General features: G+C 65.5%; 15 protein-coding genes and 1 pseudogene. 15 read left to right on the plus strand and 1 reads right to left on the minus strand.

The features are described 5' to 3' along the window. Window positions 1-1062, plus strand: a complete 1062-nt coding sequence (gene aroG, locus ACEN9Q_RS02665; protein ID WP_056439015.1) for a 3-deoxy-7-phosphoheptulonate synthase AroG — start codon at window positions 1-3, stop codon at window positions 1060-1062. A 214-nt stretch (window positions 1063-1276) separates the two neighbouring features. Here aroG and ACEN9Q_RS02670 read toward each other — a convergent pair whose 3' ends face one another. Continuing rightward, a complete protein-coding gene (locus ACEN9Q_RS02670; RefSeq protein WP_495627271.1) occupies window positions 1277-4048 on the minus strand; it encodes a TonB-dependent receptor in 2772 nt (923 codons plus the stop codon). 333 nt (window positions 4049-4381) lie between these two features. Between ACEN9Q_RS02670 and ACEN9Q_RS02675 the strand changes: the two genes are divergently transcribed. The 14 genes and pseudogenes from ACEN9Q_RS02675 to ACEN9Q_RS02740 all read left to right on the plus strand — a co-directional run bounded on the left by ACEN9Q_RS02675 (window position 4382) and on the right by ACEN9Q_RS02740 (window position 23326). Next, on the plus strand, window positions 4382-5320 hold the full coding sequence (locus ACEN9Q_RS02675) for an ABC transporter permease (protein WP_056439020.1): 939 nt from the start codon (window positions 4382-4384) through the stop codon (window positions 5318-5320). After that, window positions 5317-6327 (plus strand): ABC transporter permease, encoded by a 1011-nt coding sequence (locus ACEN9Q_RS02680; RefSeq protein WP_495627272.1) that lies wholly within the window; start codon window positions 5317-5319, stop codon window positions 6325-6327. The genes ACEN9Q_RS02675 and ACEN9Q_RS02680 overlap by 4 nt, the downstream gene beginning before the upstream one ends. A 4-nt stretch (window positions 6328-6331) precedes the next feature. Next, window positions 6332-8050 carry an ABC transporter ATP-binding protein gene (locus ACEN9Q_RS02685; protein WP_082547839.1) on the plus strand — a complete coding sequence of 573 codons (1719 nt, stop codon included), beginning with the start codon at window positions 6332-6334 and terminating at the stop codon, window positions 8048-8050. A 28-nt stretch (window positions 8051-8078) separates the two neighbouring features. Further along, entirely contained in the window at window positions 8079-9032 is a 954-nt protein-coding gene (locus ACEN9Q_RS02690) for a DedA family protein/thiosulfate sulfurtransferase GlpE (RefSeq protein WP_495627273.1), read from the plus strand. A gap of 186 nt (window positions 9033-9218) precedes the next feature. After that, window positions 9219-10271, plus strand: coding sequence for a glucokinase (locus tag ACEN9Q_RS02695; protein WP_495627274.1), 1053 nt, complete (start codon window positions 9219-9221; stop codon window positions 10269-10271). A gap of 406 nt (window positions 10272-10677) precedes the next feature. Continuing rightward, window positions 10678-11271: pseudogene (scpB, locus tag ACEN9Q_RS02700) on the plus strand (SMC-Scp complex subunit ScpB); the annotation flags it as partial. A 99-nt stretch (window positions 11272-11370) separates the two neighbouring features. Then, window positions 11371-13485 carry a 23S rRNA pseudouridine(2605) synthase RluB gene (gene rluB, locus ACEN9Q_RS02705; protein ID WP_495628910.1) on the plus strand — a complete coding sequence of 705 codons (2115 nt, stop codon included), beginning with the start codon at window positions 11371-11373 and terminating at the stop codon, window positions 13483-13485. A 295-nt stretch (window positions 13486-13780) separates the two neighbouring features. Next, entirely contained in the window at window positions 13781-14269 is a 489-nt protein-coding gene (rimP, locus tag ACEN9Q_RS02710; RefSeq protein WP_056439034.1) for a ribosome maturation factor RimP, read from the plus strand. Then, window positions 14266-15831 (plus strand): transcription termination factor NusA, encoded by a 1566-nt coding sequence (gene nusA, locus ACEN9Q_RS02715; protein WP_495627275.1) that lies wholly within the window; start codon window positions 14266-14268, stop codon window positions 15829-15831. The genes rimP and nusA overlap by 4 nt, the downstream gene beginning before the upstream one ends. A gap of 97 nt (window positions 15832-15928) precedes the next feature. Beyond that, window positions 15929-18811: a translation initiation factor IF-2 gene (gene infB / locus ACEN9Q_RS02720; protein ID WP_495627276.1), complete on the plus strand. Its 2883-nt coding sequence runs from the start codon at window positions 15929-15931 to the stop codon at window positions 18809-18811. 342 nt (window positions 18812-19153) lie between these two features. After that, window positions 19154-19612, plus strand: coding sequence for a 30S ribosome-binding factor RbfA (gene rbfA / locus ACEN9Q_RS02725; protein WP_056439042.1), 459 nt, complete (start codon window positions 19154-19156; stop codon window positions 19610-19612). Then, on the plus strand, window positions 19609-20532 hold the full coding sequence (gene truB / locus ACEN9Q_RS02730) for a tRNA pseudouridine(55) synthase TruB (RefSeq protein ID WP_495627277.1): 924 nt from the start codon (window positions 19609-19611) through the stop codon (window positions 20530-20532). Before rbfA ends, truB begins: the two co-directional genes overlap by 4 nt. A 191-nt stretch (window positions 20533-20723) precedes the next feature. Next, on the plus strand, window positions 20724-22559 hold the full coding sequence (gene typA / locus ACEN9Q_RS02735) for a translational GTPase TypA (protein WP_056439047.1): 1836 nt from the start codon (window positions 20724-20726) through the stop codon (window positions 22557-22559). A gap of 221 nt (window positions 22560-22780) precedes the next feature. Further along, window positions 22781-23326 (plus strand): DUF6160 family protein, encoded by a 546-nt coding sequence (locus tag ACEN9Q_RS02740; protein WP_056439050.1) that lies wholly within the window; start codon window positions 22781-22783, stop codon window positions 23324-23326. Window positions 23327-23493 lie beyond the last annotated feature (167 nt).

Here is a 23493-nt window from a genome sequence, read left to right on the forward strand (position 1 = left end):
ATGCCCCGCACCGACGACCTACGCATCCGCGAAATGAAGGAATTGACGCCGCCCTCGCACCTGATCCGCGAATTCCCGGTGACGCCGGAGGCCGAGCAGACCGCGTCGCAGGCGCGCCTGGCGCTGCATCGCATCCTGCATGGCCAGGACGATCGCGTGATGGTCGTGATCGGCCCGTGCTCGATCCACGATCCGAACGCCGCCATGGAATATGCCCGCCGCCTCGTCGAGCAGCGCCACCGCTTCGCCGGCGAGCTGGAAATCGTCATGCGCGTCTACTTCGAGAAGCCGCGTACGACGGTCGGCTGGAAAGGCATGATCAACGACCCGTACATGGACAACAGCTTCCGCATCAACGACGGCCTGCGCATGGCGCGCGAGCTGCTGCGCGACATCAATGAGCTGGGCCTGCCGGCCGGCACCGAATTCCTCGACGTGATCAGCCCGCAATACATCGCCGACCTGATCAGCTGGGGCGCGATCGGGGCCCGCACGACCGAGTCGCAGGTGCACCGCGAACTGGCGTCGGGCCTGTCGTGCCCGGTCGGCTTCAAGAACGGCACGGACGGCAACATCAAGATCGCGGCCGATGCGATCAAGGCGGCGTCGCAGCCGCACCACTTCCTGTCCGTGACGAAGGGAGGCCACTCGGCGATCGTGTCGACCGCAGGCAACGAGGATTGCCACATCATCCTGCGCGGCGGCAAGGCGCCGAACTATGACGCTGCCAGCGTCGAGGACGCCTGCAAGCAGCTCGCCGCCAACGGTCTCGCGAGCCGCCTGATGATCGACGCCTCGCACGCCAACAGCAGCAAGAACCCGCAGAACCAGGTGCCCGTGTGCGCCGACATCAGCGCCCAGATCGCGGCGGGCGATACGCGCATCGTCGGCGTGATGGTCGAGTCGCACCTCGTCGGCGGCCGCCAGGACCTCGTGCAGGGCAAGGAACTGACGTACGGCCAGTCCGTCACGGACGGCTGCATCGACTGGGACACGAGCATCGCCGTGCTGGAAAACCTGGCCGCCGGCGTGCGCGCACGCCGCCTGCGCGACGACGCCTGAGTCCGTTCGTGGTGCGTTTGCGTCACGCGTGGGCACCACGTGCCCACGCGTGACGTTCGCAACGTGTTGGCGTTACGTAAAAAAACCGCCGCAGCCCGGTAGGGTGGGCGGCCTCCGCCCACGCGTGACGTTCGCAATGTGTTGGCGCTACGTAAAAAAACCGCCGCCGGCCTCGCAGCCTGCGGCGGTTTTTTCATTGCTTGCGTTCAGCCGATCAGAACTGGTAACGCACGCCAGCCTTGAAGAACCGGCCGATGGCGCCGCTGGCGTCCATCGGGTTGTAGCTCATGCCGCCGTAGGTCAGCGGGTCCAGCGGTGCGACCTTGTCGAACAGGTTCGAGATCGAGCCGTAGACCTGCAGCTGCGGCGTCACCTGGTAGCGGGCCGACAGGTCGAGCGTCGTGAACGAGGCCAGGCGGCAGTCGCCCGGCGCCGGCGAACCGTTCGCGAACTGCGAGGCGCACTTGTCGCCGGCGAAGTACACGTTCTGCATGTCGGCGCGGTAGTTGGCCGTCGCGGTCACGTTCAGGTTCTGGCGGTCCCAGGACAGGCTCGTGCTGATCTTGTCCTTCGGCGTGCCGGCGCAATCCGACGTATCGCAGTTGCCGTGCGTGCCGGCGTACTGGTAGCGCGTGCCGTTCTTCTCGGCGCGCACCCACGACGCGACGTGGGTCCAGGTCAGGCCCAGCGTGGCGCGGCCGTAGTCGCCCAGGCGGAAGCGCTGCTTGACGTCCAGGTCGACGCCCTTGACCTCGGTGAAGCTCGAGTTCTGGTACGGCGCCTTCGACAGCAGCAGCGTGCCCGAGTTCGGGACGACGACGCCGTTCACGACGAGGTTGTTGTCGTTGCGGATCGCGGTCGGCAGGGCGGCCGCTTCGACGTACGACAGCGGGTTGATCTCGTTGCTGCGCTTGATCTTGAAGGCGTCCAGCGACAGCGCGGTGCCGTCCAGCGGGTCCCACACCATGCCCAGCGTGTAGCCCTTCGATTTTTCCGGCTGCAGGTTCGGGTTGCCGACCTTGACCGCGCCGATCGAGATCGCGCAGTCGGCCTGGGTGGCGCCGCCGGCGGCCGGGGTGCCGTTCGGGCAGCGGATCGGATCGCGCACGGACGAGCTGCCGGTGCTCTGGCTGGCCGCGCTGAATTCGGCCGGACCCGGGGCGCGGAAGCCTTCCGTGTAGGTGCTGCGCAGCGCGAAGGTCTTCAGCGGCGTCCACTTGATGCCGAATTTCGGCGTGGTCGACGAGAAGTCCTTGTACTTGTCGTAGCGCACCGCAGCGTTCAGTTCGACCGTCTTGACGATCGGCGCGGCCACTTCGAAGAACACGGCCGAGACGTTCTGGTCGCCGTTGGCGGCGACGTACGACGCGTTGATCGAACCGTCCTGCGTGCCCGACAGCGACGGGTTGTCCAGCGACTGGTGGCGGTATTCCGCGCCGACCGCCAGGCCCAGCGCGCCGCCCGGCAGTTGCATCAGTTCGCGCGAGGCCTTGAAGTCGACGACGTCGAGTTCGGTGGTCGAGTGCGACGTGGCGTTCGTCACCATGGCCGCGTACAGCGAGGACGGATTCTTGCCGGCCTGCGTGCCGATGTAGTACGGGAAGTAGGCGCTCTTCGGATCGCCCAGCGCGGCCTGCAGCACCTTCATGTTGATCATGTTGCTGTAGTTCAGGTCCAGCGTCGATGCCGAGTGCGTGAGGCCGGTATCGAAGTCCCAGCCGGCGACCGTGCCTTTCAGGCCGAACACGAAGCGCGAGAATTCGTTGTCGGCCGAACGGGTGCTGGGGCCGACGTCGAACATCGAGTAGCGCAGGCGCGCGGCGGCGCCGTACGGGTTCTGCGGGTGCTGGGCCGACACCAGGATCGCGTTGCCGTAGTTGATGACGCCGGTCGGGCTGGCGGCGTTCGGCGGGAAGGCGACGGTGGAGCTCGTCGCAGGCGGGGTCAGCGTGAATTCGGTGTCGCGCTTCGAGTAGCCGGCTTCGGCGTAGAACTGCAGGCCGCCGTCGAGGTTCTTGGTGAAACGGGTGTAGAAGTTCATGCCGCCGATCTTCGGCTGCATCGAACGGAACTGGTCCTGGTACCACAGGCAGCCGCCGGCCGGGTCTTGCGCGGCGGTGACCGAGAACTGCGCGCAGCCCGGCAGCGAGACGTAGTTGCCCGTCTTCGGATCGCGCAGCGCGCCGGTCGGCGTCGGGCTCGACGCGCCCGGCGTGATGTAGCCGCCCGCGAACTGGGTGTTGGCGGCATAGCCCCACGGACGGATGTCGCCGTGGCCGATCCAGGCGCGGCTCGCGCGGTCCTTGTTCAGCAGCGACGAGTTGCCGTAGAACTCGGCGTTGACCATGACGTTGTAGCCGTCTTCGTCGAGGTGGCCGCGGCCCCAGGTGAGGGCGGCCTTGCCGGTGCCGGCGTCGTGGTAGCGCGATTCGCCCGCCTCGGCCTTGAAGACCGTGCCGACGAAGTCCTTGCGCAGGATGATGTTGACCACGCCGGCGATCGCGTCGGCGCCATAGGTCGACGAGGCGCCGTCCTTCAGGATCTCGATGCGCTCGACGGCTTCCATCGGCACGGTCGACAGGTCGGTGAAGCTCTTCTGGCCGTCGTCGGCGCGCGCGAACGGCGCCATGCGGCGGCCGTTCAGCAGCACCAGCGTGGACGTGGCGCCCAGGCCGCGCAGCGAGATGGCGGTGGAGCCGGCGGCAAAGCCGTTGCCGAAACCGGTCGGCAGCGAACCGGCGCCGTCCGACGTCAGGGTCTGCAGGTATTCCGCGACGGTGCCCTTGCCGGACTTGGCGAGGTCTTCACGGCTGACCACCTGCACGGGCGACGCCGTTTCGGCGGTCGCGCGCTTGATGCTGGAACCGGTGATTTCGACACGCTGGATCGGCCCCTGGGCGTCTTGCGCCACGGCCGGTGCAACACCCAGCGCCGCGTAGGCGAGGGCGAGCGTCACTGCTTGTGCGATAGCTTTCTTTTGATGCATTACAACTCCAAATTGTGCTTCGATGGCAAAGGCTAAACATCGGCGCATTCCCGATTCCGTGCAATTTTGGTATGTGTATGCCGGACCGGGTTGTCTCATGATGTAGTCTCTCTCTGGGTGGCCAAAAAACTACTGTTTTATTTTGGCAACGCATCAGAACACCAGTGCGTACAATGTGTCAATACGATGACAATGCGTATTGCGTAAATACCACATTCGCTCATCCGTCAACTCATCTATTTGGTTATGGCCCCATGACATCTTTTCCCGGCCGGGGCGGCGCAATCTGGTCTATAGTTCCGAACGCGTTCGATGAATCACCCGGGAATCCCGATGTTTGCTTATATCCTGCGGCGCCTGTGGCAGATGCTGCCGACGATGGCCGGCGTCGTCGTGCTGGTGTTCGTGCTGTTCAACTGGGTCGGCGGCGACCCGTCGTACCTGTTGGCGGGCAAGATGGCCGACGCCCACGCCATCGCGAATATCCGTGCCCAGCTGGGGCTGGACGCGCCGTGGTACGTCCAGCTCGGCATCTTCGTGAAGCAGATCCTGACGTTCGACTTCGGCAACGCCTGGGCGACGGGCGAGCCCGTGTCGCACATCATCGCCACCCGCCTCGGGCCGTCGCTGACGGTGCTCGTGCCGCTGACGGTGCTGGAGACGTCGATCGGCATCGCGCTGGCGCTTGCGATCGCGTTCGTGCGCGGTTCGCTGACGGACCGGCTCGTGATGGTCGCGTGCACGGTCGGCATGTCGATCTCGATCCTCGTCTACATCATCGTGTTCCAGTACGGCCTCGCCTATAAACTGGGGCTGTTCCCCGTGCAGGGCTGGGGCGAGCACTTCACGGAAAACCTGCTGCGCTACGCCACGCTGCCGATCCTGATCGGCCTCGCCGTGTCGGTGGCGCCGACCCTGCGCCTGTTCCGCAGCTTCGTGCTGGACGAGGTGGGGCAGGACTATGTGCGGACCGCGCGCGCGAAAGGCCTGCCGGAGCGCCGCATCGTGTGGGTGCACGTGCTGCGCAATGCCGCTATTCCCATCATCACCTACGTCATGGCCAACCTGCCGGCGCTGCTGATCGGCGCCTTTTTGCTCGAGCGCTTCTTCGGCATCCCCGGCATCGGGCGCGAAGTGATCCTCGCCGTCGAGCGCAGCGACTTCCCCGTCATCAAGGCGGTCACGGTCTACGTCGCCGCCGCCACGATGGTGTTCAACCTGCTGGCCGACCTGATGTACCAGGCCGTCGATCCGCGCGTGCAGCTCAAATGAATCATCCGGTCACCTCTCCCGGCCTGTGGACGCTGGCCTGGCGCCGCCTGCGCGCCGACCGCGTCGCGATGGCGGCGCTGGCCGTCGTGTGCCTGTACCTGGCGTCCGTCGTGCTGGCGGCGACGGGGCTCGTGGCCGCCGACTGGGAAGACGAAGTCGCCGTCAACTACGCGCCGCCCACGTTCATCGGTCCCGATCCGGCGCTGGCGGCGCTGGCGCAGCCGCAGCGCCCGGTGCCGCCCAACGCGTTCGATCCGCTCGCGGCCGACATCGCCGACCTGCAGGCGCAGCTGGCGCACCGCGGCCATGCCGCGCATGCCGCCAAGCGGACCACGTTGCCGTTCGGCGCCGACAAATGGGGCCACGACATCGTCAAGAAGACGATCAAGGGCGGGCAGACGTCGATCGTCGTCGGCCTCGTCGCCGCGTTCGTCGCCGTGCTGCTCGGCACTCTGTTCGGCGCCTTGTCCGGCTTCTACGGCGGGGTGGTCGACGACCTGTTCAACTGGTTCTACAGCGTGTTCACGTCGATTCCCTCGATCCTCATGATCCTCACCGTGGCCGCCGTGCTGCAGACGAGGGGCGTGCTGACGATCGTGCTGATCCTCGGGCTCACCGGCTGGACCGGGCCGTACCGCCTGATCCGCGCCGAGTACATCAAGCACAAGGCGAGGGAATATGTGATGGCGGCCGATGCGATCGGCGCGTCCGGCTGGCGCAAGATGTTCGTCCACATCTTCCCGAACGTGTCGCACGTGGCGCTCGTGCAGATGTCGATCCTCGTCGTCGGCTTCATCAAGGCCGAAGTGATCCTGTCGTTCCTCGGCTTCGGCGTGCCGGTGGGCGTCGTCTCGTGGGGCAGCATGCTGAACGAGGCGCAGAATGAACTCATCCTCGGCAAATGGTGGCAGCTGGCGGCGGCCGCGAGCGCCATGGCCATCCTGGTGACGGCGTTCTCGCTGTTCGCCGACGCGCTGCGCGATGCGCTGGATCCGAAACTGAAGTGAGATGATGAGCGACACGAACCTCCTCGAAGTCCGCGACCTGCGCGTGTCCTTCAAGACCGACAAGAAGAACACGTTCGAGGCCGTGAAGGGCATCTCGTTCAGCCTGCCGCTCGACGCCACCGTCGCCCTCGTCGGCGAATCGGGCAGCGGCAAGTCGGTCAGCTCGCTCGCCGTGATGGGCCTGCTGCCGGCGGATACCACGATCATCCACCCCGGTTCCTCGGTCCGCTTCGAAGGCCGCGAGCTGCTCGACCTCTCCGTCGGGGAGCGGCGGCGCCTGTGCGGCAAGGACATCGCGATGATCTTCCAGGAACCGATGTCGTCGCTGAACCCCGTGTTCACGGTCGGCTTCCAGATCGGCGAGGTGCTGCGCCTGCACCTCGGCATGGACAAGCGCCAGGCGCGCGCGCGCACGCTCGAACTGCTGGACGAAGTGGGCATTCCCGATCCGGCGCACAAGATCGACGCCTACCCGAGCCAGATGTCGGGCGGCCAGCAGCAGCGCGTGATGATCGCGATGGCCATCGCCTGCGAGCCCAGGCTGCTGATCGCGGACGAGCCGACGACGGCGCTCGACGTGACGATCCAGAAGCAGATCATGGACCTGATCGCGACCCTGCAGAAGCGGCGCCGCATGGCCGTGCTGTTCATCACGCACGACCTGGGCTTAGTGGGTGAGATCGCCGACCGCGTGATCGTCATGCGCCACGGCGAGGTGCGCGAAGAGGGCGACGCCGCGCAGGTGCTGGGCGACCCGCGCGACGCCTACACGCGGGCGCTGCTGCACTGCCGGCCGCCGCTGGATGCGCGGCCCGTGCGGCTGCCCGTCATCGACGACTACATGAGCGGACGCGCGCAGCCGGGCGCCGCGCTGCCGCAGCGCACGCGCGGCTATGCGGCGGACGACGAGAACATCCTCGTGGTGAACGGGCTCGCCAAGAGCTTTTATCTGCGCGAGGGGCTGTTCGGGAAACGCGAATTCAAGGCCGTGAAGGATGTCTCGTTCACGCTCCCGCGCGGCAAGACGCTGGGCGTCGTCGGCGAATCGGGATCGGGCAAGACGACGGTCGGCCTCACGCTGCTGCGCCTGCACCGCGCCACCGGCGGCAGCGCCATGTTCGACGGCCGCGACCTCGTGGCGATGAGCGACGCCGAGTTCCAGGCGTACAAACGGCGCATCCAGATCGTGTTCCAGAATCCGTACGCGTCGCTGAATCCGCGCTTCACCGTCGGCCAGATCCTGCTCGAGCCGATGCGCATCCACCGCATCGGCAGGAACGATGCGGAGCGCACGGCCCACGCGCGCCAGCTGCTCGAGCGCGTCGGGCTCCCGGCGCATGCGTTCGAGCGCTACCCGCACGAATTCTCCGGCGGCCAGCGCCAGCGCATCGCCATCGCGCGCTGCCTGACGATGAAGCCGGAGATCCTCGTGTGCGACGAATCGGTGTCGGCGCTCGACGTGTCGGTGCAGGCCCAGGTCCTGAACCTGCTGCAGGACCTGCAGGACGAGTACAGGATGAGCTACATCTTCATCTCGCACGATCTGTCGGTGGTGAAATACATCTCGGACCGTGTGATGGTGATGCACCACGGCAGCGTGGTCGAAATGGCCGACGCGGACGAGCTCTATCGCAATCCGCAGCATCCCTACACGCAACAACTGCTGGCCGCCATACCGGGGTCAGAGCCCGGATGTTGGAAATTGCCCAAAACCGGGCTCTGACCCCGGCGTTTTCCGCTACCATACGGGGATGACCCAGCTTTCGCACCTGATACACGTCTACGGCGTCCTGATCGTGTTCGGCACCGTCCTGCTCGAACAGATCGGACTGCCGATTCCCGCGTTTCCGGTGCTGATCATCGCCGGCGCGCTGGCCGTCGACGGCAAGGCGAACTGGCCGTTGTATCTGGCGGTGTCGGTGCTGGCCTGCCTGATCAGCGATTACTTCTGGTTCCGCGCCGGACGCCATTACGGCAAGCGCATCCTGCGCCTGCTGTGCAAGATTTCGCTGTCGCCCGACTCCTGCGTCAGCCAGACCGAGGACAATTTCAGCCGCTGGGGCGCGAAATCCCTCGTCGTGGCCAAGTTCGTTCCCGGCTTTAACACGATCGCGCCGCCGCTGGCCGGCGCCATGGGCACGACGACGAACCGCTTCATCTGGCTGTCCATCGCCGGCGGCCTGCTGTGGAGCGGCGTGGGCATGGGCCTCGGCGCCTGGTTCCATGGCAGCGTGGACGACGTCATCGCCTGGTTCGAGACCATGGGCAGCACGGCGTTGATGGTCATCGGCATCCTGCTCGCGCTGTTCGTGTTGTTCAAGTACATCGAGCGCAAGCGCAACCTCGGCGCGGCCGACCTGCCGCGCATCACGATGGACGAACTCAAGGACCTGCTCGAAGCCGGCCACGACCCGCTGATCGTCGATGCGCGCGGCGTCACCGCGCGCCAGCTGGAAGAGGGCATTCCGGGCGCGCTGGTCTATGGCGACGCCGTGCCGGCACGCCTGATGGCGTCGCTCGACAAGGAGCGCCACATCGTCATTTATTGCTCCTGCCCGAACGACGTCACCTCGGCCCAGGTCGCCAAGGAATTCATCAGGAACGGCTTCCACCGTGCGCGCCCCCTGCGCGGCGGCCTGGACGCCTGGAACGATCACTGCGCCGCCGGCCAGGCCGACGCCGAACTCAAGCCCAAGGCCGGCTGAGCGGCCCCGTCCACCGTTCCGCACATTTCGCAAACTTCCACGTTGGTAGCTCGACTACTCGGCAGCCGTGGGGAGTTTTACGCAGATTCCCCCGGATTTGCTGTTCTGTGTACCTAAACTACAATAAAAGCTTGCGCTGCAGCCAAGAAATCCTTAAGCTTGAGGAATCTGTTTCTTAGGCCTGCCATGATCGTTTCGCCCGTTGCCATCGTCGATCCGTCCACCGAACCGCGCCTGGACAGCGCGCGCCACGCGAGCCCGCGCCTGTTGGCCGATATCGGCGGCACCAATGCGCGTTTTGCGCTGGAAACCGGGCCCGGCACGATCGAGTCGATCGAAGTCCTGCCCTGCGCCGCCTACGCGACGCTCGCCGACGCGCTGCGCGCCTACCTGGCATTGCCGGCCGTGGCCGCCGCCAGTGCCGTGCGCCATGCCGCGATCGCCATCGCGAATCCCATCGTCGGCGATGTCGTGCGCATGACCAATCACCACTGGGCGTTTTCGATCGAGGCGCTGCGCCTGGAATGCGGCTTCGCCGAGCTCGCCGTCGTCAACGATTTCTACGCGCTGGCGATGGCGCTGCCGCACCTGGCGAACGCCGAAAAACGGCAAGTGGGCGGCGGCGCGCCGGTGGCCGGCACGCCGATCGGCCTGCTCGGCGCTGGCACGGGCCTGGGTGTGTCCGGCCTCGTTCCCGCGGAGAACCTGCCGGCCGGCGCAAAGCCGAGCTGGACCGCGCTGCGCAGCGAAGGCGGCCATGTGACGTTTGCGCCCGCCAACGAGACCGAAGTCGCGATCCTGCAATTTGCCTGGCGCGAATTCGGGCACGTGTCGGCCGAGCGTTTCCTGTCCGGTGCCGGCCTGGAACTCATTTACCGCGCGCTGGCCCACCACCGGGGCGTCGCGGCCGAGGCGCTGGATGCGCCCGAGATCACGCGCCGCGGCCTGGCCGGCGCATGCGCGCTGTGCGACGAGGTCATCGAGGTCTTCTGCGGCATGCTGGGCACCATCGCGGGGAACCTGGCCGTCACGCTGGGCGCCCAGGGCGGCGTCTACATCGGCGGCGGGATCGTGCCGCGTCTCGGCGAGCGCTTCGCGGCCTCGTGCTTCCGCGCCCGGTTCGAACAGAAAGGCCGCTTCGTCGGCTACCTGGCGCAGGTGCCGACCTATGTGATCACGGCCGAATATCCCGCTTTCGTCGGTGTTTCGGCCATCCTGGCGGACCGGCCCGGCGTGTAATTCCGGCCGCCGCGGCCGCGTTGCGCAGTGCGGGATGCCTTTTCCCGCTTTTATCGGGTACAATGAACGGCAGTTGGAAGAAACGATGTCGTTCGCTTAGCCCAGCGCGCCAGGAGCCTCGCCTCCAGAGCCCAGTCTCCCGATGGTGCCGGCAGCCCCGTTTCTCTTGAAATCAACCGTTTGCGGACCACTTACCGGTGGGCCGCCCCGTGGCAGGGCGCAACCCCCACGGTATCCCGCCCGGTATTCCAAGCCGGGCGATGGAACCCCGTTTCAAAGCGTGAAGTCTCAGCCTGGCGGCCGCGCGGCTGGCAATGTTGGCCGGCGCTCCTGGCCGGCCGCGTTGAACGGGTTATGTTTGATGGTTCTGGCATCCAGAGTTGCACACTCCGCTGACGACATCGTTATGAACACTGATGAGGCCAAGAAGGTCCTCGAGACCGCCTTGCTGTGCGCGCGCGAGCCGATGACGATCCACGCCATGAAGAAACTGTTCGTCGACGCGGACAGCGCCGGCCGCCCCATCGGCGCCGGCGTCGGGTCGGATACGATCAAGATCCTGCTCGAGGAATTGCGCCAGGATTGGCAGGATCGCGGGATCGAGATCGTGAGCCTGGCGTCGGGCTGGCGCTTTCAGAGCCGCCCGGAAATGAAGCCTTACCTGGACCGGATCGCGCCGGAAAAACCGCCGAAATATTCGCGCGCGACGCTGGAAACCCTGGCCATCATCGCCTACCGGCAGCCGGTGACGCGCGGCGACATCGAGGAAATCCGCGGCGTGGCGGTGAATTCGCAGACGATCAAGATGCTGGAAGACCGCGGCTGGATCGATGTGGTGGGCCACCGCGAAGTGCCCGGGCGTCCGGCGCTGCTGGGAACGACGAAGCAGTTCCTCGACGACCTGGGGCTCGCCGCGCTGTCCCAGCTGCCGCCGCTGCAGCAGGTGGCCGATATCGGCGCCGGGCGCAGCCTGGAGGCGCTGGAAGCGGCCCTGCAACAATTTGACGACACTTCACCCGTTGAAGTCCCGATACACGACCAAGCGCTCGCGTCCAACGACTGATCGTCGCGCCAGGTCAGCAAAACCAAGAAACGAATGATGAATCCAACTGACATGAACGAGACGACCCCTGCCGAGGCAGGACTGGAGACGGCCGCGAAGCCGAAGCGTCGCACCGCCAAGCCGAAGGCGGAGGCCGTGGCGCCCGACGCCGTGCAGCCCGAGGCCGAGGCCAAACCGAAGCGCACGCGCAAGACCGCGGCCCAGAAGGCGGCCGAAGCCGCTTCCGCCGCCGACAGCCCGGCCGCCGCCGCGCCTGCAGCCGCCGCGCCTTCCCCCGAACCTGCAGCCGCACCGGTGACGCGCAAGCCGCGCGCCCGCAAGGTCGCTGTCGCCGATGTGGCCCCGGCAGCCGTCGAGCCTGCATCGGCACCCGTCGCCGCCGCACCGGCGCCGATCGCCGCCGCGCCTGCGCCCGCCGAACCCGCGCCCGCCCAGGCAGGCGACGGTGCCGGCAACCAGCGCAAGCCGCGCGGTCCGCGCCAGATGCGCGAGCAGCGCCAGCAGCGCGATGCGCGCCAGCCGGCACGCGCCGAGGAGCAAACCGCCGCCCCGGCCGCCGGCGCGGCCCCCGCCGGCGTCGATGGCGTCCCGGCGGAAACCGGCCGCAACGAGCAGCGCCGCGACCAGCGCGGCGGCAAGCAGCAGAAGAAAGGCCAGCAGGGCCAGCCGCGCGGCCAGCAGGCGCAGGGCCAGAACGGCCCGCAGCAGGCCGGCCAGAACCCGGGCCAGAACCCGGGCCAGAAGCCGCAGCAGGGCAAGAACAAGAACGCCAGGAACAACGCCTCGCCGGGCAAGGGTGGCAAGGGTGGCAAGGGCAATGACGCGGATGCCGTGTTCTCGTTCGTCACGTCGGACGCGTTCGACGCCAACGACGGCGGCCGTGGCCAGCACCAGCCGACCAAGGCCCGCCGCGACCTGACCGCCGAGGACGACGCCCCCAAATTGCACAAGGTGCTGGCCGAAGCCGGCCTGGGTTCGCGCCGCGACATGGAAGAACTGATCATCGCCGGCCGTGTGTCGGTGAACGGCGAGCCGGCCCACATCGGCCAGCGCATCCTGCCGACGGACGCCGTGCGCATCAACGGCAAATTGCTGCAGCGCCGCGTGAACAACAACAAGCCGCCGCGCGTGCTCGTGTATCACAAGCCGGCCGGCGAAATCGTCAGCGCGGACGATCCGGAAGGCCGTCCGTCCGTCTTCGACCGCCTGCCGACCATGAAGACCGGTAAATGGCTGGCCGTGGGCCGCCTCGACTTCAACACCGAGGGCCTGCTGCTGTTCACGAATTCCGGCGACCTGGCGAACCGCCTGATGCACCCGCGTTACAACATCGACCGCGAATACGCCGTGCGCACGCTGGGCGAGCTGGAAGAAGGCATGCGCCAGAAGCTGCTGGCCGGCGTCGAGCTGGACGACGGCACGGCGTCGTTCACCAAGATCGTCGACGGCGGCGGCGAAGGCGTCAATCGCTGGTACCGCGTGGTGATCGGCGAAGGCCGCAACCGCGAGGTGCGCCGCATGTTCGAGGCGGTCGGCCTGACCGTGTCGCGCCTGATCCGTACCCGCTACGGCGCCATGACCCTGCCGTCGGGCCTCAAGCGCGGCCGCTGGGAAGAACTGGAAGAAAACGACGTGCGCCACTTCCTCGACGCCTTCGGCATCGAGAAGAAGGGCAGCAACGGCGCCGGCGCCGGCACCGGTAAAGGCCCCGTCAAGGGCCAGGCCAGGGGTCAGGGGCCGGTCGGCAAGGCGCGCGGCGCCGACGACGCCGACGATCACCGTTCGAACGGCAACCGCATCGATCGCGCCGACGCCAATCGCAACGTCGATCCGTTCGGTCCGCCCGTGGTGCGCGTCGGCACCGGCCGCGAAACCGGCATCCTCGGGAACGGCCGCGCGCCGCAGGGCGGCGGCAATCGAGGCGGCCAGGGCGGCGGCCAGGGCGGCAAGCGTGGCGGCCAGGGCGGCCGCGGCAGCGCCGCCGGTGGACAAGGCGGGCAGGGCGGACAAGGCCGCGCCAGCGCCAAGGGCGCGCGCCTGCGGGACCCGCTGCTGACCTCGTTCGGCTTCCCCGGCAACGGCCTGGCCCGCCGCGGCCAGGGCCCGCGGGTGAGCGACCACGGCATGCCGCGACGCGGCCGCCGCGGTTGATCGGTCGCCCCGGGACGGCGCGCCAAGCCCGTCCCGGCAAGGTCATGCCGCGCGAAAATGGAGCGTCCGCAGCGCTGCCCGGATCAAAAGAGTAGACTGTTGCATAGCTGTTCATTTTGCAGTGCGGCGATTGCGGCCAAACCTGTATCGGGTTATAATTCGCAGCCTAACCCGAGTGCTTCCCAATATTGTTTTGGCGAACAAGCTCCAGTTGGGAATACAAAAGATGGGCAGTTGCCCATTTTTTTTTTGTTGAAACGTTTTAAGGGTCCGGCACCGGACCGTGGAGAAACTTGTGCAGTTGTTTGATTTGATCGCCACGACAGTCAGCGGACTGGGCTACGAACTCGTCGATATCGAACGGGCGGAGCGAGGCATCCTGCGCGTGTTTATCGACTTCCCGGCGGCAGTGGCGGACGAAAAGGGACCGATCTCGGTCGAGGATTGCGCCACGGTGAGCCACCAGTTGTCGCACGTGTTGACGGTCGAAAACGTCGACTACGAGCGCCTGGAAGTGTCGTCGCCCGGACTGGATCGTCCGGTGCGCACCCTGGCCGACTTCGAACGCTTTGCCGGCAGCGAATGCACGGTCAAGCTGCGCGTCGCGATGCCGGGCAGCGCGAACCGCAAGACCTACACGGGCATCCTGCATGCCCCGCAAGGCGAGACGATCGGGTTGGAATTTGAAAGCAAGGACGGTCCGGCGATGCTGGAATTTACGCTGGCCGAACTGGACAAGGCACGCCTTGTGCCAAAGGTGGATTTTAGGAGTCGCAAAGCATGAGTCGCGAAATTTTGTTACTGGTTGATGCGCTCGCGCGCGAAAAGAACGTCGATAAGGAAGTGGTCTTCGGGGCGCTTGAGTTCGCCCTGGCGCAAGCTACGAAAAAGCGCTACGAAGGCGAGGTCGACATTCGCGTGTCCATCGACCGTGACACTGGCGAATTCGAAACCTTCCGCCGCTGGCACGTCGTGCCCGACGAAGCGGGCCTGCAACTGCCCGACCAGGAAATCCTGCACTTCGAAGCGAAGGAGCAGATTCCGGACATCGAGGTCGACGAATACATCGAAGAGCCGATCGAGTCGGTCGAGTTCGGCCGCCGCTTCGCCCAGGATACCAAGCAGGTCGTGCTGCAGCGCGTCCGCGACGCCGAGCGCGAGCAGATCCTGCAAGACTTCCTGGAACGCGGCGACGCGCTCGTCACCGGCACCATCAAGCGCATGGAGCGCGGCGATGCGATCGTCGAGTCGGGCAAGATCGAAGCACGCCTGCCGCGCGACCAGATGATCCCGAAGGAAAACCTGCGCATCGGCGACCGCGTCCGTGCCTACATCCTGCGCGTGGACCGCAATATGCGCGGGCCGCAGGTGATCCTGTCGCGCACGGCACCGGAATTCATCATGAAGCTGTTCGAGCTCGAAGTGCCCGAGATCGAGCAGGGTCTCCTGCAGATCAAGTCGGCCGCCCGCGATCCGGGCGTGCGCGCGAAGATCGCTGTCTTTACGACGGACAAGCGCATCGATCCGATCGGCACCTGCGTCGGCATGCGCGGTTCGCGCGTGCAGGCCGTGACCGGCGAGCTGGGCGGCGAGCGCGTGGACATCGTGCTGTGGTCGGAAGATCCGGCCCAGTTCGTGATCGGCGCGCTGGCTCCGGCCAACGTGTCGTCGATCATGGTGGATGAAGAGAAGCACGCGATGGACGTCGTCGTCGACGAGGAAAACCTGGCGATCGCGATCGGCCGTTCGGGCCAGAACGTACGCCTGGCGTCCGAGCTGACCGGCTGGAAGATCAACATCATGACGGCCGAGGAATCGGCCAACAAGGCTGCCCAGGAAACCGCTGCCGTGCGCACGCTGTTCATGGAAAAGCTGGATGTGGACGAAGAAGTGGCGGGCATCCTGGTCGAAGAAGGTTTTTCGAGCCTTGAAGAAGTCGCATACGTGCCCATCTCCGAAATGCTGGAGATCGAATCGTTCGACGAAGACACCGTCAACGAACTGCGTACCCGTGCACGCGACGCGCTGGTCACCGAGGCGATCGCTTCCGAAGAAGGTCTCGAGGGTATGGACGAGGCGCTGGTCAACCTGGAAGGGATGGACCGCACCACCGCCGGCAAGCTGGGTCTGGCCGGCATCAAGACCCTGGAGCAATTCGCGGGACTGGCTTACGACGAGTTCAGCGCCATCCTGGCGCTGCCGACCGAGCGTGCCCGTGAACTGATCAAGAATGAATTTAATGATGTGACCGACGATGAGATGAAACTGGTCGACGCCAAGTACGACGACCGGGCCAAGGCCCTGCAGGCGAAAGCCTGGAGCCAGGTTGAAACGGCCAAGGCATAAATGAAGTGCACAGACCGGAGCGCATGCGCCGGTCTTCGTGCTTTATTAAGCAAGAAAATTTCTTTATCATCTCGCGACACATAGAAAAGAGGACTGAATGGCGAGTAACAACGTAGCCCAATTTGCCACCGAACTGAAGATGCCTGCAGATTTGCTGCTGACGCAGCTGCGTTCTGCCGGCGTCGATAAAAGTTCGACGTCAGATCCCTTGTCCAAGGATGATAAGGATAAGCTGCTGAACCATCTGCGCCGTACCCACGGTGCCGCCGAATCGGGCGAAAAGAAGAAGATCACGGTGACCCGCAAGGAAACCTCCGAGATCAAGCAGGCTGACGCGAGTGGTAAATCGCGCACGATCCAGGTCGAAGTGCGTAAGAAGCGCACCTTCGTGCAGCGTGACGACCTCGTCACGCCGAAAGCGGCCGCCCAGGAGGCACCGGTCGTCGACGCCGCCGAGCAGGCACGTCGCGAAGAGGACGCGCGCCGCCAGGCCGAACTGATCGCGCGCCAGGAAGCGGAACTGCGCGAGAAGCAGGACCGCCTGGCCAAGCTCGAATCCGAGAAGGCCGCGCAGGCCAAGGCGGCCGAGGAACAGGCCAAGCGCGATGCCGAAGAGCGCGCCAAGCGTGAAGCGGCCGAAGCCGCCGAAGCGGCAGCCGACAAGGCGGCTGCGGCCGCCCAGGCATCGGCCGGCGCCGCCGGCGCCGCCGAGGACGCAAAGCGTGCCGCGGCCGACGAAGCCAAGAAGGCAGCTGCCGAGGAATCCAAGCGCAAGGCCGAAGAGGCCGCCAAGGAAGCCGCCGAACGCGCCGCCGCCACCGCGCGGGCGCGCAAGGCGGTCGCCGACGAAGTGGCGCAGATCAAGGCCATGATGGCCCAGCCGCGCCGCGTGATCAAGGCGCCGGAACCGGCACCGGCCAAGCCGAAGGCGGCCGAGCCGAGCACCCTGCACAAGCCGGCGACGACGGCGAAACCTGCCGACGCCAAGCCGGCCGACGCCGGTGCACGCGCCAAGCCGGGCGACAAGAAATCGATCAAGTCGGCCAATGTGGCCTCGACCTGGTCGGACGACAAGAAGCGCGGCGGTCCGAGCAGCGGCACGAAGGGTCGCGGCAACGCGGCGCCGACCGGCCGTGACGGCTGGCGTGCGGGCGGCGGCCGTGGCGGCCGTCGTGGCGGTCACGACGATCGCGAATCGAACTTCCAGGCGCCGACCGAAGCCATCGTGCGCGACGTGCACGTGCCGGAAACCATCACCGTGGCCGAACTGGCGCACAAGATGGCCGTCAAGGCATCGGAAGTCATCAAGCAGCTGATGAAGCTGGGCCAGATGTGCACCATCAACCAGGTGCTGGACCAGGAAACCGCGATGATCGTGGTGGAAGAAATGGGCCACAAGGCCTTTGCCGCCGCCGAGGACGATCCGGAAGCGCTGCTGGCCGACCACGGCGAGCACCACGAGTTCGAGGCCAAGCCGCGTGCACCGGTCGTGACTGTCATGGGCCACGTCGACCACGGTAAAACGTCGCTGCTGGACTACATCCGCCGCGCCAAGGTTGCTGCGGGCGAAGCCGGCGGCATTACGCAGCACATCGGTGCTTACCACGTGGACACCCCGCGCGGCATGGTCACCTTCCTGGATACCCCGGGCCACGAGGCGTTCACCGCCATGCGTGCCCGCGGTGCCAAGGCGACCGACATCGTCATCCTCGTGGTGGCGGCCGACGACGGCGTGATGCCGCAGACCAAGGAAGCAATCGCTCACGCGAAAGCGGCCGGCGTTCCCCTGGTCGTGGCGATCAACAAGATCGACAAGCAGGGCGCGAATGCAGACCGTGTGACCCAGGAACTGGTGGCTGAAGGCGTCGTGCCGGAAGAATACGGTGGCGAGTCGCCGTTCGTCCAGGTGTCGGCGAAAACCGGCCAGGGCATCGACGACCTGCTGGAAAACGTGCTGCTGCAGGCCGAAGTGCTGGAACTGAAGGCGCCGGTGGAATCGCTGGCCCGTGGCCTGGTGGTCGAAGCCCGCCTGGACAAGGGCCGCGGCCCGGTCGCCACTATCCTGGTGCAGTCGGGTACGCTGAAGCGCGGCGACGTCGTGCTGGCGGGATCGTCCTTCGGCCGCGTCCGTGCGATGCTGGACGAGAACGGCAAGTCGGTGACCGAAGCCGGTCCGTCCTTCCCGGTCGAGATCCAGGGCCTGACGGAAGTGCCGAGCGCCGGCGAAGAAGTCATGGTCATGGCCGATGAGCGCAAGGCGCGCGAAATCGCCCTGTTCCGTCAAGGTAAATTCCGCGACGTGAAACTGGCCAAGCAGCAGGCAGCGAAGCTGGAAAACATTCTCGACCAGATGGGCGAAGGCGAAGTCAAGAACCTGCCGCTCATCGTCAAGACGGACGTGCAGGGTTCGCAGGAAGCGCTGGTCGGTTCGCTGCAGAAGCTGTCGACGTCGGAAGTGCGTGTGCAGATCGTGCACGCGGCCGTCGGCGGCATCACCGAGTCGGACGTCAATCTGGCGACCGCGTCCAAGGCAGTCATCATCGGCTTCAACGCCCGTGCCGACGCCCAGGCGCGCAAGCTGGCCGAGACCAACGGCGTCGACATCCGTTACTACAGCATCATTTACGATGCGATCGACGAGATCAAGACGGCACTGTCGGGCATGCTGGCACCGGAAAAGCGCGAGCACGTCACCGGCCAGGTGGAAATCCGCCAGGTCATCCTCGTGTCGAAAGTCGGCGCGATCGCGGGCTGCCTCGTCACGGACGGCGTCGTCAAGCGTACCTCGTCGGTCCGCCTGCTGCGCAACAACATCGTCGTGTGGACGGGCGAGATCGACTCGCTCAAGCGCTTCAAGGACGACGTCAAGGAAGTGCGTGCCGGTCTCGAGTGCGGTCTGTCGCTGAAGAACTACAACGACATCCAGGTCGGCGACGTCCTGGAAGTGTTCGAAGTTCAGGAAGTGGCGCGTACGCTGTAATCACGGCCGATCGAACGATTGGAGTACCATTTGGGGCCAGGAGCTCGCGCCTTGCGGCGCGGGGCGACTGGCCCCAAGTTTTTTGGCGAACTTTCGACGAACAACTGAAACGTCGTCCCCGCGAAGGCGGGGACCCAAGTTTGCGTGCATGTCGGCAGGTTTTAAGCCGGTGGCGGCGCGAACAAATTAGGTTCCCGCCTGCGCGGGAACGACGATGCAAGTTGTGCCGTATCGTGCAAGTAGCGCCGCATCGTGCAAATAGCGTCGGTGTTGTAGGTAGCGCCGCATCCTGTACGTCGCGCCGCATCGCATCAGAACGAAAACACACAGCAGTAAAAGAACATGGCAAAACACAGCAAAAGCATTCCCCAGCGCGGCTTGCGCGTTGCCGACCAGATCCAGAAAGACCTGTCGGAACTGATCGCCTTCGAACTCAAGGACCCGCGCGTCGGCATGGTCACCATCAGCGAAGTCAAGCTGACCCCGGACTACGCGCACGCGAAGGTGTATTTCACGCTGCTCAAGGACAGTCCGGAAGAGATCAAGCAGACGCTGGAAGGGCTGACGAAGGCGTCCGGCTACCTGCGCAACCTGCTCGGCAAGCGCCTGCACATCCACACGCTGCCGCAGCTGCATTTCCTGCACGACATCTCGACCAGCCGCGGCCTCGCGATGTCGGCCCTGATCGACCAGGCCAATGCCACGCGCGCCAAGGACGATGATGTGGGCGACGCCGGCCACACCGAAACCGGTCGTGAGGTCGAAGGCACGCACACTGAAGAAGATTCGGATTCCGAGTGAACGCACGGCCCCCGAAAAAGCCCCGCGATCTCGTCGACGGGGTGCTGCTCATCGACAAGCCCGTCGGCCTGTCGTCGAACGATGCGCTGATCAAGGCCAAGCGCGTCGTCAATGCGAAGAAGGCTGGCCACACCGGCACGCTGGACCCGTTCGCCACCGGCCTGCTGCCGCTGTGCTTCGGCGAGGCGACCAAGTTTTCGCAAGACCTGCTGGAAGCCGACAAGACGTATGAGGCCGTCGTCCACCTGGGCATCACGACGACGACCGGCGATACCGAAGGCGACGTCGTCGAGACGCGCCCCGTCGACGTGACGGTCGAACAGATCGAAGCGGCGCTGGCGCGCTTCCGCGGCCCGATCATGCAGGTGCCGCCCATGTATTCGGCGCTCAAGCGCGACGGCAAGGCGTTGTACGAGTACGCGCGCGAAGGCATCGTGCTGGAGCGCGACGCCCGTCCCGTGACGATCCACGAGCTCGCGATGCTGGCGTACGACGCGCCGATGCTGACCATCCGCGTCACCTGCAGCAAGGGCACGTACGTGCGCGTGCTGGGCGAGGACATCGGCGCCGCGCTCGGCTGCGGCGCGCACCTGAACGCGCTGCGCCGCATCCAGGTAGGCGCGCTGACCGTCGCCGGCATGGTGACCCTGGAACAGTTGCAGGCGCACGACAATCCGCTGTCGCTGCTGGCCCCGGTCGATGCGCTGCTGTCGAGCTTCCCGCCCGTCGAGCTGACGCCCGAGCTGGCCGCGCGCTTCCTCAACGGCCAGCGACTGGCGCTGAACCGCGAGCCGGTCGCGTTACCGGAGACGCAGGGCAGGGTGCGCGTGTATCACGACGGCAAGCTGCTGGGCACGGCCATCCTGCAGGAGTATGGCGTGCTGGCGCCGGAACGGCTGATCGCGCGGCCGCAGGCTTGAAAACGGCGGCACCGCGCGCACATGGGGCCCGTCCCCACGTCATCGCCATTCAATATTTCGCCGGTATGCTCGGCTTTCTCCCCCGCTGCGACGCGGCAGGGGCCGCAAGCATGCTATACTAGTGGGTTCTCGGAATCGAAAGCTTCGTGCTCATCCGTCCATCACGCAACAATTACTGTTGAAAAACGCATATGTCTAACACCAAACGCGCGATTCGTAATATCGCAATCATCGCCCACGTTGACCACGGCAAGACCACTCTCGTGGACCAGCTGCTGCGTCAATCGGGCACTTTCCGCGAAAACCAGCAGGTGGACACCCGCGTGATGGACTCGAACGATCTCGAGAAGGAACGCGGCATTACCATTCTGTCGAAGAACTGCGCCGTCGAGTACGAAGGCACGCACATCAACATCGTCGACACCCCGGGCCACGCCGACTTCGGCGGTGAGGTCGAGCGCGTGCTGTCGATGGTCGATTCCGTGCTGCTGCTGATCGACGCCCAGGAAGGTCCGATGCCGCAGACCCGCTTCGTGACCCGCAAGGCGCTCGCGCTGGGCCTGAAGCCGATCGTCGTCGTCAACAAGATCGACCGTCCGGGCGCACGCGCCGACTGGGCGATCAACCAGACGTTCGAACTGTTCGACAAACTGGGCGCGACCGACGAGCAGCTGGACTTCCCGATCGTCTACGCGTCGGGCCTGAACGGCTACGCCGGCCTGGACGAAAGCGTGCGCGACGGCGACATGAAGCCGCTGTTCGACGCCATCCTGAAATACGTGCCGGTGCGCGACGACAATCCGGACGGCCCGCTGCAGATGCAGGTCACGTCGCTCGATTACTCGTCGTACGTGGGCAAGATCGGCATCGGCCGCATCAGCCGCGGCCGCATCAAGGCCGGCCAGGACGTCGTCGTGATGAACGGCCCGGACTCGACCCCGATCAAGGGCCGCATCAACCAGGTGCTGAATTTCAAGGGCCTGGAGCGCGTGCTGGTCGATGAGGCGGTTGCCGGCGACATCGTGCTGATCAACGGTATCGAAGACATCGGCATCGGCTCGACCGTCTGCGCCGTGGACACCCCGGAAGCGCTGCCGATGCTGACCGTCGACGAGCCGACCCTGACGATGAACTTCATGGTCAACAATTCGCCGCTGGCCGGCCGCGAAGGCAAGTTCGTCACCAGCCGCCAGCTGCGCGAACGTCTCGAGCGCGAACTGAAGGCAAACGTCGCCCTGCGCGTGCTGCCGACGCCGGACGACACCGTGTTCGAAGTGTCGGGCCGCGGCGAGCTGCACCTGACCATCCTGCTGGAAAACATGCGCCGCGAAGGTTTCGAGCTGGCCGTGTCGCGTCCGCGCGTCGTGTACAAGGAAATCGACGGCGTCAAGTGCGAGCCGTACGAGAACCTGACCGTCGACGTGGAAGAAGTCAACCAGGGCGGCGTGATGGAAGAGCTGGGCCGCCGCCGTGGCGACCTGCAGAACATGGAATCGGACGGCAAAGGCCGCGTGCGCCTCGAATACCGCATCCCGGCCCGTGGCCTGATCGGTTTCCAGGGCGACTTCATGACGCTGACCCGCGGCACCGGCCTGATGAGCCACGTGTTCGACGCCTATGCGCCGGTGGACAACACCAAGGGCGAACTGGCCGGCCGTCGCAACGGCGTGCTGATCTCGCAGGATGACGGCGCCGCCGTCGCCTACGCGATCTGGAAGCTGCAGGACCGCGGCCGCATGTTCGTCGAGCACAACACGCCGGTGTACGAAGGCATGATCATCGGCATCCACTCGCGCGACAACGACCTCGTCGTCAACCCGATCAAGGGCAAGCAGCTGACCAACGTGCGCTCGTCGGGTACCGACGAAGCCGTGCGCCTGGTGCCGCCGATCCAGATGTCGCTGGAATACGCCGTCGAGTTCATCGAGGACGACGAACTGGTCGAGATCACGCCGAAGAGCATCCGCCTGCGCAAGCGCTTCCTCAAGGAACACGAGCGCAAGAAGGCCAGCCGCGAAGCCGCGTAATCGAGCTTTGCGCCGCACCACAAAGACCCGCTGCTTGCAGCGGGTTTTTTTATGCCCATGCGCAGGATCGCGTCAAAGGCTGGCTCGTCAAGCCATCGATTTGGCTCCGTGGACATGGCCGCCGGACTGCTTTTAGCAAACGGAAAGTATTAGCATTGTTTCCACTTAATTGATACCCGATTAAGTTCGCGTTCCGCCACTCAAACAATACTGGAGACTCCATGAAACTGCTGAAACAACTGGCCGTCGTTGCCGCCCTGTCCTCGATCGCTTCGTACGCATCGGCCCTGACCCCGATCGCCGATGCCGATCTGTCCAAGGTGTCCGGCCGTGACGGTGTGTCGATCGCCGCCGACCTGCATGTGAACATCGGCTCCTTCGTCTACACGGACACCGACACGACCGGCGGCTCGGTGAGCTTCAACAACATCAAGATCAGCGGTGCGATCGCCGCCACGATCGACATCGTCAACAACGCCACGTTCCAGGGCGAAGTCAGCGCCTACAACGCCGACGGCAGCGTCAATGCCAACACGACCCTGGGCGTGATCTCGCCGCTGGCCGTACCCGGCGCCAGCGCAGGCCTGGCCGCCTTCCAGCCGACCGGCGACGTCGTCAAGATCGCCATCCCGCAAGTCGACACCGTGAAGAACCTGAGCATGTCGGTCGACTCGATCAAGATGGGCAACTCGACCGCTTCCTACGGTTCGTTCGCCGTCAACGACATCAAGCTGCAAGGCACCACCGTCTACATCTGGGCACACTGATCGCGTTCGGGCGCGCTCCAGAACGCACGCCCGGATGTGTCAAACGACTGGCTCAGGAATCCATCGATTTGGCTTCCTGAGCAAGGACAAAAGGATGTGGTTATTGAATCGGAAGTAATAACATTGTTTCCACTTAATTGACTTCCAATAAAGAGATTTCAGTTAAG

The sequence above is a fragment of the Massilia sp. Masssp93 genome (assembly GCF_059491295.1).